Annotated in this window: 8 protein-coding genes and 1 pseudogene; 2 read left to right on the top strand and 7 right to left on the bottom strand. The window is 66.2% G+C overall.

Annotation, left to right across the window (positions count from 1 at the left end):
* Positions 1 to 23 precede the first annotated feature (23 nt).
* The 4 genes from FHS79_RS01680 to FHS79_RS01665 all read right to left on the bottom strand — a co-directional run bounded on the left by FHS79_RS01680 (position 24) and on the right by FHS79_RS01665 (position 9,294).
* Entirely contained in the window at positions 24 to 4,139 is a 4,116-nt protein-coding gene (locus FHS79_RS01680; protein ID WP_373289712.1) for a multiheme c-type cytochrome, read from the bottom strand.
* Between the two features lie 7 nt (positions 4,140 to 4,146).
* Entirely contained in the window at positions 4,147 to 5,886 is a 1,740-nt protein-coding gene (locus FHS79_RS01675; RefSeq protein WP_243452585.1) for a hypothetical protein, read from the bottom strand.
* 106 nt (positions 5,887 to 5,992) lie between these two features.
* Positions 5,993 to 7,963, bottom strand: a complete 1,971-nt coding sequence (locus tag FHS79_RS01670; protein ID WP_184194395.1) for a heme-binding protein — start codon at positions 7,961 to 7,963, stop codon at positions 5,993 to 5,995.
* A complete protein-coding gene (locus tag FHS79_RS01665; protein ID WP_243452569.1) occupies positions 7,960 to 9,294 on the bottom strand; it encodes a cytochrome c family protein in 1,335 nt (444 codons plus the stop codon). The genes FHS79_RS01670 and FHS79_RS01665 overlap by 4 nt, the downstream gene beginning before the upstream one ends.
* A 285-nt stretch (positions 9,295 to 9,579) precedes the next feature.
* On the opposite strand from FHS79_RS01665, the gene FHS79_RS01660 reads away from it, so the two are divergent.
* Both FHS79_RS01660 and FHS79_RS01655 read left to right on the top strand, forming a co-directional pair.
* The gene (locus tag FHS79_RS01660; RefSeq protein ID WP_184194390.1) at positions 9,580 to 10,389 is read left to right on the top strand and encodes a helix-turn-helix transcriptional regulator; all 810 of its coding nucleotides are present in this window, start codon (positions 9,580 to 9,582) and stop codon (positions 10,387 to 10,389) included.
* A 53-nt stretch (positions 10,390 to 10,442) separates the two neighbouring features.
* On the top strand, positions 10,443 to 11,054 hold the full coding sequence (locus FHS79_RS01655) for a LolA family protein (RefSeq protein WP_184194388.1): 612 nt from the start codon (positions 10,443 to 10,445) through the stop codon (positions 11,052 to 11,054).
* Positions 11,055 to 11,281: 227 nt separating this feature from the next.
* On the opposite strand, the pseudogene FHS79_RS01645 reads toward FHS79_RS01655, so the two are convergent.
* From FHS79_RS01645 to FHS79_RS01635, 3 genes and pseudogenes are all read right to left on the bottom strand, one after another.
* Positions 11,282 to 12,697 (bottom strand): annotated as a pseudogene (locus FHS79_RS01645) (flavin monoamine oxidase family protein).
* Complete coding sequence (locus FHS79_RS01640) at positions 12,694 to 13,068, bottom strand: c-type cytochrome (protein WP_184194379.1); 375 nt, start codon at positions 13,066 to 13,068, stop codon at positions 12,694 to 12,696. The pseudogene FHS79_RS01645 and the gene FHS79_RS01640 overlap by 4 nt, the downstream one beginning before the upstream one ends.
* Positions 13,065 to 13,562, bottom strand: a complete 498-nt coding sequence (locus FHS79_RS01635) for a DUF1330 domain-containing protein (protein WP_184194376.1) — start codon at positions 13,560 to 13,562, stop codon at positions 13,065 to 13,067. Before FHS79_RS01635 ends, FHS79_RS01640 begins: the two co-directional genes overlap by 4 nt.
* Positions 13,563 to 13,616: the final 54 nt, after the last annotated feature.

Genomic DNA, 13,616 nt, shown 5'->3' with positions numbered 1-13,616 from the left:
GGCCCCAGCCGCCGGAGGCCCGCTTACTTCCCAGCCACACGTAGCGGCGACCAGTTCGCCATATTCGGCACGTCGGACACAAAGTACGGCTCACCGTTCGGGCCGATGAAGAGTTTTTGCATTTCGGCGCGGGTGAAGGGGCGGGAGCCGAGGCGGCCGACGACGGCGACCTGGTGGCCGCTTTCGTCGACGGCGCGGTCGCGGTCGAGGCCCTTGGCGATGGCGAGTGCGGGCTGCTTGGTGCGCCGATACGCGATGAGTTCGGGCTTGGGGGCGGCGGAGAAGCCGTAGAAGTTGGGCTGACTTTCGGGGGACTGGAGCTGGAGGACTTTCATGCCGTTCCGGCCGTCCGCGACATAGGCGAAGAGCGAGGCGTTGGTGCTGCCGAGCACGACGTCCTCGGCGTCGGTGAGCCGGCCGTCGGCGGTGTAGCGCATGTAGACGGTCGGGCTGCGCGGCGTCTTGACGTCGACGATGACGAGCCCTTCGGCCTTGGCGGCGACATAGGCGTAGGTGCGGCCGATGTAGACGCGGCGGGCATCGGCGATGGGGACGGTGGCGGATGCGATGTGCACCGGGCGGGCGAGGCGGGTGACATCGAGCAGCTCAAGCCCGCGCGCGGTGGTGACCCAGAGGTAGCGGAACTGCACCGAGGAGCCGCGCGGATCGGCGAGCGGCACGCTGGCGGTGATCTTGGGGTCGGCGGGATCGTCGAGGTCGATCACCACCATCGCTGACGGGGTGGCCACATAGGCGAAATGGCCGGCGAGCGTGATGTGGCGGGCACCGGTGAGGGCGCCGCCGGGGTTGAAGGCGGTCGTGCCGTCCTTGAGCTTGAGGCGGCGGAAGAAGTTGTTGCGCGGCTCGCCGTCGTTGAGCGTGTCGATATCGGTCATGATCAGGCCTTCGACCGCATCGGTGATGAAGGCGTAGCGGTAGATGGGGTGAAAGGGCTGCTCCTGGTTCATGCCGCCGAGCGGATCGGCGGGGACCTTGCCTTCGGCGCGGAGCGCCTGTTCGGCCATCATCTTGTCGTTGCGCACCACGGCGATCGGCTGGGTGGTGGCGATCGCCATGCAGGTGGCGTTTTTCGATTTGATATGGGTGTTGTGGCCGAGCGGCGAGAAGGGGGCGGTGACGATGCGCTCGGAGACGCCCTTGTTGCCGATGTTGGCGATATCATAAGCGCGGAAGCCGCCCTTGCCCTCGGCGACGAACAGATATTCGCCGCGGTTCTGGATGCAGCGCGCCGCCCCGCCGGCACCCTGGTGGACGTTGGCGATCTCCTCGATCGAGTCGGTTTCGCCCGACAGCTTCTTGTCGAAGGTCTTGCCGCGGGTCCAGTTGATGAGCTCGCGGCCGTTTTTCTCGACATGCTGCTTGTAATAATCGGGGTAGGCGAAGCGGTGGAGATAGGAGCCGAACACCGCTTGCGGCTCGCCGAATTCGGTCACGCGCACGGCTTCGAAGCCGCCATCGAGGCCGACCCAGGTGTTGAGGCCGATGAAGTTGATGAAATTGGTGCCGGTGAGCATCAGCTGCGCCATGATGGCGTTGTTGTCGTCCTTCTCGCTGACATGGCAATCCGAGCAGGTCTTCGTCTCTTCCTTGCGCACGGTGTGCGGGAAGTGCGGGGCGAAGGCCTGGGAGGAGAAGCCCGAAGCGGCGATCGGCGGTTGCTGGATGTAGATGCGCTCGCGGTTGATGTTGGTGCTGGTCAGGATCAGCGCCGAGCTTGAGCGGATGGGGGCGACGATGCCACCCTTGCTCGTCTGGTGGCGGCCGAGCTGGAACATGTCGTCGCGCGCCACCTGCGGGTTGTAGGTGGCGTAGTTGCGCGTCTCCTGCTCCTCATATTTGTGGGTGCCGGACTTCCAGTTTGCCTCGATCGGCAAGTGGCAGCCGCCGCAGCTCGTGGTCCAGCTCAGATGGCAGGTGAAGCACGCCATATTGTCGTCGTCATGCGCACGGTCGCCCTTTGCCACGCCGGGGCCGAAGCCGGTGTTGGCCTTGCCGATCAGTTTCGCCCGCGCCGATTTCTCGTTGAAATCGGGGTGGCCGCGGGTGACCGAATCCTTGACGAGGCTGAGCGTCCATTCGAGCTTGGGGTCGCTCACCGAGCGCTGCACCAGCCTGCGAACACCGCCTTCATCCAGCCACTCGAAGCGGCGGCGGCCATCGGGGTTGCGGATGAGGCTGAGGTCCTTGCCTTCGGGGCGCGCGGCGATGTTGGAGGTGCGCAGGCTCGGATAGGCATCGGCGGTGCCGTGGCAATCCTTGCAGCCGATCTCGACGGCGTTGGCGACTTCGCCATGGATGAAGCCATTGCCATGGCCATCCTGAGCGAAGTGGCAATCAACGCACTGCATGCCGACTTCGGCATGGATCGAGAGCATATGGACCGCCTTGCCGTTCTGGCCGCTGCCGCCCTGTTCGGCAGACTTGGAGGCGGGGGCGGCGAACAGATCGGCGCCGGTGCGGTTGAACTTTTCGGGATCGTTGTTGGCAACGATGTTGCCCTTGGCATCGAGCAGATTGCCGTCGCGGTCGCGCTTGTAGACGGCGCGGAAGTTCCAGCCATGGCCATGATAGTCGGCGAACTGCGTGTCCTTGCCCAGCCCGTTGCGGTCCGCAACGGTGCGCAGGAAGTCCATGTCGCGCCACAGCCCGCGCGCCGCGGCGGCCTCGGGGTTGCGCTCGTTGGTCTCGCGGGTTTCGGCGGCCGTGGGGTAGAATTGCTGCTTGTAGGTGCGCTGATAATCCGCGTCGCTCATGCCCTCGGGGCGGGGCAATGCGTTTTCAGGGCCGGGCCACATGTTGGGGGCGTCACTCTCGTAATCCCACATGGTGAAGCCGTAGAAGCTGTTCACGAACACATTGGGCTGGTGCATGTGGCAGTTCATGCACTGCGCGCTGGGGATGGCGCGGGTGAACTCGTGGCGCAGCGGGTGCCCCGGCTCCTCGCGCTTGATCGTCGGGTCGGCGGTGATGCTCGTCCCGTCCCGCCCGTATTTGGCATAGATGGTCGAGTGCTTGGGATCGCGGTCATTGGCATAAACCGAGTGGCAGGCGCCGCAGCCCGAGGTGCGATAATCACCGGGCTGGTCGTTGGTGCCCATGAACCAGGTGAAGGGATCGTTGAGGCGCGTCTTGTGGATGTTGATGACGGGCACGGCGATGCGCAGGCCGGTTCCCGCACCCCGGTTGGACTGGCGGATATCCGGGCGTCCGGGCTCCTCCAGCCGCTGGATCTGGCCGAGCGAGTTGGGCAAGCCGATTTCGGGGAAGATGGGGTTGATGTTGCGGCCACCGCGCTCGAACACACGAAAGATGTCGGCGGGCGGCAGCACCTGCCAGGCCGGCAGCGGCACCATGAACGGCAGCGCACCGCGCGCCCGCTCGGCATCTGTAAGGCCGGTCTTGCTGCCGACGAGCGGCGAGAAGAAGGCGGCGGGCTCGGAGGGAATGGCGTGGCCATCCTTGACCGCGCCATGGCCCTCGCCGTGCATGTCCTCCAGGATCTTCGGCGTCCCCTCGCGGGTGTATGATTCCCCAAAAATGTAGTTCTTGTAGGGCGCGATGCCGTTGTTGTAGGCCGCTCCGCCGAACAGCATGGCGCCGGTGGCCATAAGGCTCCGCTCGGCGGCTTCGATTGTGCCGAGATGGCAGGCGCCGCACGCCTCGCGCGCCACCCGATAGTCGGACGGGTTGACGAACTTCACGAACTCGGGCGATTCCTTGTTGAGCAGCGTGTAGCTGCGCTTGGGGTTGGCCGAGGACGGCCAGTGCCAGCTTTCGGGGTAGCGCGGCAGCACATGCGCTTCGGCCATCAGCTTGTCATAGGCCGGGTCGGTGCGCGCCAGCGCTGCGGGGGCGATGATCTTCACATCGCCGCCGTGGCAATCGGTGCAGCCGAGCACCACCGAGGTGGCGGCGTGCATCGTCTTCTGGTCCGATGCGGTGTGGCACGAGATGCAGCCGGCACTCTTGGCGTCGGCAGCTTCCCAGCTCTGTGCCTTGGGGGCGGGGGCGGCGATCACACGGGCGTAGTTGCGCGTTATCGGCTTCTCGCCTTCACTGGCGATACTGACTCCCGCCAGCGCCAATGCTGCGACCAATGCGAACTTGAGCCCCCTCATGCGCATATCAATAGGCCAGCACGGCGTTGAAGAGCACCGAATAATAACGTTCGTTCCGCGGCGAATTGGCAAAAAGGTCCTTGAAGCCCTTGCCGGGCTGCAGGATGGCGCCCGAGAGGCGGAAGACGAGGTTCTGGTTCATATTGGGCCGGTAGATGGTCGCCAGGCTCAGGTCGGCGCCGATTTCGCGCGGAATGCTCCCTTCCACGCGCAGCGCCTGCAGCGTCGCGGTGTTGGCAAACCACAGGTAATTGGCGTTCGCCGTCACCCGCAGCTCGGGCAGCACCTCGAAATCGGCACCAGCACCCAGCAGCATCGTGCCGGGGTTGGTGAAGTTGGACTGGCCCTGCTCCTTGGACGAGCGCAACGTGTTCAAGATGCCGTTGCGGCCATTGACGGCAATGGCGCGGCCGCCGCCGGCAAAGGGGATGGTCTGGCGGATCCAGTAGCTGGTGTCCGAGCCGGCGAACTGCGGGTTCTCGAAGATCGTGTCATAGCCGCTGTCGGTATTGTCGAAGGGGTTGCCGTCGCCGCTGGCGTAAAGGCCCGAAAGGCGGACGCGGATCCAGTTGAAATCGATGCTCGGCTCGGCAGCCACGAAAAAGGCGCGGATGTTCGACGGCCGGCCGGTGAAGATGTTGTTGCGGTTGGTGCCGAGCAGATAGGTGGCCGATGCGGTGAGGTTGATGCGGCCGATGCGGCCATCGGCATTGTAGCTCAGGTAAATGGCATCGTAGTTCCGCCCGCGCAGCTCGCCGATGAGGGCGGGGCGCACCGGGAAGCCGTTGGTATCGACCTGCACATCGCCCCGCTCACGATTGATGTTCCATGTGGCCGACAACTGCGAGGTGAGGCCCGGCAGCGGCAAATCCTGCCGATAGACATTGGCGGTGAGCACGACATCCCGGCGCGGGGTGCGCGAGATGTCGTTGAGGCCCGAGTTGGTGTCCTTTTCCAGCCGCCAGAAGGCAGCGAGATTATACTGCAGCCGGTTGTTGTCGCGCGTGCCGAACAGCCGCACGCCCAACTGGTTGTCCTGGAACAGGAATCCGCGAAAATCGCTGCTGAACGGCTGGATGCCGACGCGGACCGAGTCGAAATCATAGCGGTCCGAGGTGTTGCGCAAGTGCTTGTCGTAGAACAGCTCCTGCACGCCGACGAACACGCGCGATCGCACCGAGGGGCGCGACGGCTCCACCAGCAGCACCCGCCGCTCGGACACATCGACAAGGTTGTACTGCACCGCCACCGCGGCGCGCAGCTCGTAATCGGGCGGCTTGAACGCGGTCGAGCCCTTGGTAAGGGCGGCGCCGACGATGAAGGTTTGCGCGAACACCGTGCTGTGCTGGCGGCCGAACACGTCGTTGTTGCCGGGGCGCTCGGTCGTCTGGTTGCCGACCGGGGTGGGGAAGCTGCGCGGCTCGGCGACGGTGTCGGAGATCATCGTCAGCTGGAAGAACTTGTCGGTGGTGCCGCACAGTGGCCGATCACCCTTCAGCGTGTTCTGGTTATAGGGGTCCCTCCAGTTCGATTTTACGAGCCCCAGCGTCTCCACCAGCCGCCAGCGATCGGGCACCGGCAGATGATCGCGCGGATAGTTGCTGTCCTCAGGCAGCGCTACCGCACCCGGGTTTTGCTGGCGGACACGGTCTTCCAGGTCGCGGCTGAAAAGCCCTGGCCGGCGGCGACCCTCGATCGGCGCGTTGAGGGCCTCGCCGCCTTGGCTAGCCTCCGGCTCGGCGGCCATGGCATCGTTCGCCGGCGCCAGCCTGTCGTAGCAATCGAACCATTTCGAAAATGGTCCCGCCATCGCCGGGGTGGCCAGCCCCAGCATGGCGCATCCCAGGAGGAGCCTAGAGCGCCTGACAGGCATTCTGCTCGGCCGTGTCGACAAAGGGGGCGAAGGGGCAGTTGACGAAGCGCAGGCGGACCGAGTTGCCGCCGGGTACGGGGACGACGATCTGGTCTGCGCGGATGGCGGCTGGCGGCAGGCCGATGCCGCCCACCCGCACCCCGGCGTTGTGCAGGCCGAGGAAGCTCACCATGTCATCCTGGTCGATGCCGTCCCCCGAAACGCCGATCGCCCCGACCAGCGTGGCGCCGCGGTAGATCGGCACCGCGCCCGGAAAGATCTGCAGCCCGTTCGCCAGCCGGTTCGATCCCCCCGGATGGTTGGGCAGGAAGATGCAGCGCGCCAGGTTGATGTTCCCCAGCGATGCGGCGAGGTTCTGCACGATCAGCGCCGATTGCAACCCGTTGGAGAAGGGCGAGAACAGTGCCAAGGGCCTCGAAAGCGGCCCCGGTGCCCGGCCCAGTTCGCCATCCGGAAAATACGGCCGTGCCACCAGCCCCAGGGCGCGGTTGGAGACCGCAAAACGGCCATCGAAGCTGCCATTGGCACCAGCGAAGAACAACGCCAGCCGCTCCGCGAAATCGCGCACATTGGCGTCGGGCGTGCCGATCGCGGTCTGCACGGCGCCAAGCTCGGCCGACGCACGCGATCCGGAAAAGAAGGCCACCGACCGCGCTTTCTGCAAGCTCACATCGATGCCGAAGATCGGCGCATCGGGGGCTCGCACCAGCCCAAGTGCCACGCCGCGCGTGTCGACCACCGAAATCGACACCTCGCCCCGGCTGTCGAGCGGCTGCCGGATCTGCGCGCGCGATCGGCTCATGATCTTGAACGCTTCTTCCAGCACAGCGCGCACTTCGGTGGCGGTGAGCGGCGTGGCCACCTCCGCCGCATCGGTGCCGCTGCGCACCGGATAGCGGTTGTTGCCCGCGCCGTCGCTCAGCACATAGGCATCGGGATGGTTGAATTCCGCAGTTGTCGCCGGCCGCACGCCGCTCGCTTCGTCGCCATAGGGTGTGCCGGCGATGAGCCCGCCGCCGGTGAAGCCGTTCACCGCAACCAGCGACCCTGCGGTGGTCAGCAGTCCGGTGCTGGCGCTCGCCGGGTTGACGCGCAACCCCTCGGCCTTGGCATCGCTGTAGCGCAGCAGCGTGCCGTCCACCGAAATCCGCTCGGCCCGCACCGTTTCGGGTGCCGGAAACGCCGTGGTGCCGGCCAGCGCAATAAACTCCTCATCATCGACATCGATGTCGACGACCTCCGGGTCGAACCCATAGTCGCCGTCGCCCATCACGCCGACGCCGCCCACGACCACGCCATTCTTGTAGAGCGGAAAGCCCCCGGCATCCGCCGCCAGCCCGAGCGGCGAACGCTTGGGCCCGATCATGGGCGACCCGACGCCGAAGCGCGTGTTCAAGTCAGAGCACGGCAACTGCGAAAACTGCACCCCGAACAACGGCCCCGATTCCAGCCCGCGCGTGTTGGCGCTTGGAGGGAAATGCTCCTGCACGATCATCGATGCGGTCCGCGTCGAGAAGGCATTGCCGCCGCTGGAAAGATAGGCGCCGGTTATCGCCTTGGCGATCGCCGCCAGCTCGGCGCGAAACTCCACATTCTGCACATCGAGGCTGCCCGCCGCACCGCCGGGCCGCGCCCTTGCCATCGGCCGCGCGCCATTCATCCGATAGACCGCCAGCACATTGCCCACCCGGTCGACCACGGCCACCACCACCGGCAGCCCGCGCGCCTGTGCCTCGCCCACGGCTCGGGCGATCACGCTCTGCACGTCCGCCGTTGTCAGCGCCTCAGCGGCCGGCTTTGCGAACACGCTTGTCGGCACCGCCGGCGTGACCGCGCCGCCGCCGGGCGTGCCGCCGGAAACCGGGCTCGGCGCACCACTTCCGGTCTCGCCCGTTCCCCCGCCGCATCCGGCAAGCAGCAGCGCCAGCAACGATGCCCCCACCCACTTCATTGCAGCGCCCGGACCTGCCCGGCGACACCGGCAAGTGCCGAACGCAGCGCAGCCGGCTCATAGGCATTGGCATCGCGTGCCGCAGCATAGGCACGATCGAGCGCGGGTCGCATTGCGGCGGCCTGGGCGGGGGTGATGCGCCGATCCTTGACCAGGCTGGCAATGAGCGTGTCGGCGGCCATGACCGCCTGGGCGCCGCCCTGATAATCGGTCAGCCGCGCGGCATCGCCTTGCAGCACGGCATCGAGCATCGCGAAGGTCTGGCGCTCGTCGAAACGCGCGGCTTCGAAGCTGGCGGCGAGCTTGTCGGCGGTGGCGGCGAGTGCCGATGCGGCCTTGAGGGCGCCGGCACGGTCTCCGCCCAACGCTGTATGGAAGCTGCGGGTGCGGGCATCGAGCTCGCCAGCGAGTGCGGGTGCTGCCACCTTGGCGGCTGCCGCCAGCATGATCAGGCTTTCGTCGTTCCAGACGACATTGCCCGGCGGAATCGGGCGCGCCGGGTTGGTGCGACCGGCGACGCCCACGGTCAGGTCATCGGAGAAGGTGCGATGGCACGAGCGGCAATCGAAAAAGTAGAATTCGGGAAAATTGCCGGCGGCGCGCGGCGGATAGAGTTTCAGCGCGCGGCTGACCGCCATTGCCTGGCCCACCGCCCAGATCTTGATGCCGGGCTGGATGCCCTTGCGCGCCGCGTAATCGCTGTCCTCATCATGGTGCGACTGCAGGCTGGTGAACAGATCGAGCTCGAAGGCGATGCGCGGGTGGCCGGCGGCCATGATGCGGTGGGTGACGAACTGGCCGGGCTTGGCCGAGCCATAATGGCAATCGAGGCACACACTGGCACGAACGCCGGGCTCGTTGATCGGCCACAGCCCGCGCGCCACATTGTCGGCGTGGCTGGCGCCCACGGCGGCATGGCTGGCGAGCCAGTTGACCGAACCGCCGCCTGAACCGCCATGGCAGGCTTCGCAGCCGACACCGTCCGATTGAAGGAAGCGCGGCCCGCGGCCTTGCGCCGGGTCACCATGGCAGGCGATGCATTCGGACGATGCCTGCGGATCACCGATGCCCAGCGTCCGTGCGATATCCTGCGATCGGCGGCCAGTCAGCACGGCCCAGGCGCGCGAATGCGTGCCGGTGAGGCTGGTGGGGTCCTGCCACACCATCAATTCGTTCTGACGCACCCGGGGGCCGGTCGCTTCCTGCCGGCCGTGGCAAGTGGTCGAGCCACAGCTGGCAACTCCCTGGTGCATGGCGGAATCGTGCCGGGCAACGGCTGGCGGTGCGGCTGCGAGCGGCGCCGGGCCTTGGGCGCCCAGGGCCAGCAGCATGACGGCAAACATCGCAACAAGTCGCCGTCGCGGCGAAGCGACACTGCGGATTGCTCCCGAACCCTGCCATCCGCCGGTCATTGCTGCCCCTGTGCCCACCCTGTGACATACGGTAGCAAAGCCCCGGACGGATGCAAAGCAATGACGATCTTGCCGCAGATGGAGGATTGACCCATGCCGCGTTGCGGCCCTAGTATTTTTACCAAGTCCGACCAGCAGGCCGGGACATAATCATGCACAGGGCCCGCCAGATGGCCCGGCATCAACCATGATGGGGAGAGACTGATGGCCAGCGCCACGACGATCGCCAATGAACTCGGCCAGCGGCTCGATGCCGTCACCGTGACCAGCCTGGCCGATATCGGCCGCGCGGCCGAGGCGTTGCGGGACATTACTGCCGATCTGGCCGATCTGCGCATCGCGGCGTGGGACAATATCGCCTCCAAGCAGCCGATGTGCGATGCCGAAGGCCGGGTGCTCGCCGCCAGCGTGTTCGGCTGGTGCCCCGATACCGAATGCTGGTGGACCGATTCCCGCCTTGCGCTTTCCTCACCGCTCCCCCGCGCCTGCCGCTACGAGAGCGACCCGTTCTGGGCCAATGCCCAGGGCTTCCACACCCGCCAACCCAACCGCTACCTCGACCAGATCTCGCTGCATGATTTCGAGAAGCGCGCACTCACGCGCGCCGCCATCGTGGCGCCGGTGCATCTGCCGTTCGGGCAGATCGGCATCGTCAATTTCAACAGCCGCGACCCGGCGCGCGATGATCTTTCGGCCGAATACGAGAGCCATGGCGATCTGCTCAGCCTGCTCGCCCAGCGCTTTGTGGCGGGCTATGCCAAGGCCAACCGCACCCGGCCGAACCATGGCCGCCACAATTTGCCGAGCGATTGCCAGCTGACCAAGCGCGAGGTCGAATGCCTGCGCTGGGCGAGCTTCGGCAAGACCGATCGCGAGATTTCGCTCATCCTGTCGCGCAGTCACGCCACGGTGCGCTTCCATATCCAGAACGCCGGCGAAAAGCTCCACGCGGTGAACCGCTCGCAGACGATCTTCAAGGCTGCGCAGTTGGGCTTTCTTGGGGTTGCCGCTTGAGTTGATGCCCGAGTTCATCAATGCGTAAGTTCAGCGGGCGCAGAGAGTCGTTCATGAAACACGCCCTCGCTCCTTTTGCTGCCGCACTTGCTCTTGCTTCGGCGGCTCCTGTCGCTGCCGCACCGGCCACATTGGCCGACGTGTCACGGTCACTTGCCGCCACCACGAGCATGACTGCGAGTTTTACCCAGACCGGGGCCGATGGCCGGTCGCTTACTGGCAAGATGGCGCTGGCACGCCCGGGCAAGGTTCGCTTCGAATATGACACCGCAAAAATCCTGCTCGTCGGCGATGGTCGGTTGCTGAGTTTTGTCGATTATTCGGTACGGCAGGTGAGCCAATGGCCGGTCAAGTCGACGCCGCTCGGCATCCTGCTTTCGGCAGAGCCCGATCTTTCCGGCGTCGCCACAATCATCGGCGGCAGCGACGAAATGGTCATCGTGGAAGCGCGCGACCCCAAGCGCCCCGAATTCGGCACGCTGGCAATCCGTTTCACGCGAGAGGCCGGCGCGCCTGGCGGCCTTGCGCTTTCTGGATGGACTGCACGCGATGCGCAGGGGGGATCATCCGAGATCCGCCTGACCGAGGTGCGTTACAATGCAGACCTCAAAAAGGCCGACTGGTCGTTCCGCGACCCACGCCGCACGCCCTCGCGTGCGGGCTGATCAGACATTGTCGTCTTCGTTTTCGAATATTGTTCAGCGTCATGGTTTCTGATGTCAGTCGTTCATGCGCCCGCAAGCTAGTGTTGGTATAACGGCTTCACGAATGGCGCAGCTGCTGGAGTTCGCCCCCTGTTATCCAGCAGTGCTAAACGCGCCATTCCATGCGTGACGAGCGCAGACCCGACCCCCGCACCATGCCCCCGGTGCGGGGGTCAACTGTTTCTGGGTCATAGCAGCCCCATGACGTCGATGGCGGCACGCTCGCCGCTTTCCATTGCTCCTTCCATGCCGCGCGCCACCCGTGCGGTGTGCTCGCCGGCGAACACCAGCCGCCCTGCAGCCTGCCCGATTGCATCGGCGCATGCACCGATCTGCCCGGGTGCCCAACAGGCATAGGCTCCGCCTGCCAAGCTGTTGCGCCCCCAACTGACCAGCCTGAGCGGCTTCAGCGCGCCACGCGCTTCTGGCTGCAGGGTCTCGATTGACGATTGCACCGCTTGCATCGCAGCGACTTCGGGCATGGCGTCAAGCGCTTCAGCCCGACGGCCCGACACAAAGGCCAGCAGCGAGGTGACCGCGCCGTCCGCGCCGTTGCGAAGAGGGAACAGCCGCCCTGCCACGGTGTCCGTCCACATGCCCGGCCCCGATTCGCCCCACCAGATGCGCTCTACTCAGAAGTGGACCTGGGTGACGGCATTGTAGGGGAGTGAGTCAATAGCATGCCTCTGTGCCCGGGGCAGGAGCGGACGAATCACCACGCGACGTAGGGCGGGCGCCGGAAGCGCCATCACTGCGGCACGCGCGTGCAGTCGCTGGCCATCGGCAAGCTGCACATCGGCACCCTGCGTATCGACATCGATAGCAGCCACGCGCGCGCCGAAGCGCACCGGAGTCTTGAGGGCTGCCGCCATGGCCGCAGGAATCCGGTCGTTGCCGCCCACCGCCCCGAAGATGCCGGGACCGGCGGCGATCATGCCGGCGAGGCTGGTCTGGATTTGCATCGCCATCAGCGCGTTGAGGTCGGTCGCGTCGCGCGCATAGCCGGGATTGATGCCGAAGCCGAGGCGCAGTGCCGCGTCGCTCCAGCCCTGCGGTGCAAGCAGTTCGGCCACTGCGATATCAAGACGTGTAAACGCGGGTGCGCGCCAATCCTCAGGCCCCTTGAGCGGATTGAGCGCACGCAGGGCAGCGCTGCCGGCCACCCAGGGAGGCAGCGCGCGCAGCCGACCGGCGAAAGGGTTGGCGGCATCGCCCTCCCATGCATTCTGCGCAATCAGCCGGCCGCCGAAGGCGATCCGCAGGCCGGCCGCGGCAGGATCATTGGCGTCTGTGCGCCGCAGCGCCACGCCGAGGCTCTCGGCGCGGTCGACCAGTCGCGCATAGCCGCGGCCGATCACATTGGCACCGGCTTCGGGGGTGCCGGGCACTTGCGGCAAGCTCAGCACCCGCCCGCCGACGCGCTGCGAGGCCTCCAGAACCTGCACGCGCAACCCATGCTCCTCAAGCAGCAGGGCTGCATTCAGCCCGGCCAGCCCGGCGCCGATGACGATCACATCGAGCCCCGCCGTAAGCCCCGCGCTCCGGGCGCGGACCGGGACCGCACTCGCCACGCCCGCTGCCAGCAGGGCGCGGCGCGAGATCATTTGGTATTGGCCTCCAGCCAGCCGATCACCGCCCCCCGGTCCTCGGGCTTGGCGATGCCGGCAAACACCATCCTGGTGCCGGGCACCAGCGTTGCCGGGCCGGCCAGATATTTGTCGAGGGTCGGCTTGTCCCACACCAGTTTTGCGCCCCTCATCGCGTCAGAATAGCCGGCGAAATCGGTGTCGGCTGCCTTGGCACCGATGACGCCGTGCAGATTGGGCCCGATCTTGTGCGGCTCGCCGGCCTTGAAATTGTGGCAGCTCCGGCACTGCAACGCGAGACTGCGCCCGCGCTTCATCGTCGGGTCGGCATCTGCCATCTGCGCTGCCGCAGGGCTCGCGAGCAGGGCTGCCAGCAGAATGAGCTTCACTTCGGCTTGTCCGCAATTTGCGGCACGCCGGCCGCCAGCTCCGGCGTTGCCGTCTTGATCGGCCCGAGCTTGGGCCACCACGCCGACACCCCCGGAGGCGGGGCGGCTTCGGGATAGACCGTCACGGTGAAATCCCCGGCGCTCGGGTCCAGCCGCAGCAGCTTCAGCCGCTCCTGATACTCCCTCGAATACCAGAACGTCCTGGCATGCGCGAAGCAGGGGAACCGGACCATCAACATGCTCTGCTCAGGCGGCGGGGTGCCCTCGAAGGTGGCGATGCTGCGCGGCACGTTGATGTAATAGCCGCCGAGCTTGTCGTAGAGGCCCGAATCCCGGATTGCGGCGCCATAGGCGCGAATCCGCGTCCAGTCCTTGATGTCACCTGCCACCAGCATGATCACTGGCTTGTTGTCGCACACATCAGGATCGAGTGAAGGCGGCGGCGCCTGTGACAGCGCCGGAGCCGAGAGGAACAGGAGCATGAGAGCGCGCATCGCGCGGAGTGTCGCGCGCGCGGACCCTTTTCGCAAGGCCGCGGAATCCCTAAG

It is taken from the genome of Polymorphobacter multimanifer, from assembly GCF_014205635.1.
Classification (GTDB): Bacteria; Pseudomonadota; Alphaproteobacteria; order Sphingomonadales; family Sphingomonadaceae; genus Sandarakinorhabdus; species Sandarakinorhabdus multimanifer.
This window is presented reverse-complemented; position numbering and strand designations above follow the sequence as displayed.

Bases quoted from the DNA above. Each gene is read 5' to 3' on its own strand.
- FHS79_RS01680 (WP_373289712.1), bottom strand. From the start codon at position 4,139: ATGAGGGGGCTCAAGTTCGCATTGGTCGCAGCATTGGCGCTGGCGGGA.
- FHS79_RS01675 (WP_243452585.1), bottom strand. From the start codon at position 5,886: ATGGCCGCCGAGCCGGAGGCTAGCCAAGGCGGCGAGGCCCTCAACGCG.
- FHS79_RS01670 (WP_184194395.1), bottom strand. From the start codon at position 7,963: ATGAAGTGGGTGGGGGCATCGTTGCTGGCGCTGCTGCTTGCCGGATGC.
- FHS79_RS01665 (WP_243452569.1), bottom strand. From the start codon at position 9,294: ATGCTGCTGGCCCTGGGCGCCCAAGGCCCGGCGCCGCTCGCAGCCGCA.
- FHS79_RS01660 (WP_184194390.1), top strand. From the start codon at position 9,580: ATGGCCAGCGCCACGACGATCGCCAATGAACTCGGCCAGCGGCTCGAT.
- FHS79_RS01655 (WP_184194388.1), top strand. From the start codon at position 10,443: ATGAAACACGCCCTCGCTCCTTTTGCTGCCGCACTTGCTCTTGCTTCG.
- FHS79_RS01635 (WP_184194376.1), bottom strand. From the start codon at position 13,562: ATGCGCGCTCTCATGCTCCTGTTCCTCTCGGCTCCGGCGCTGTCACAG.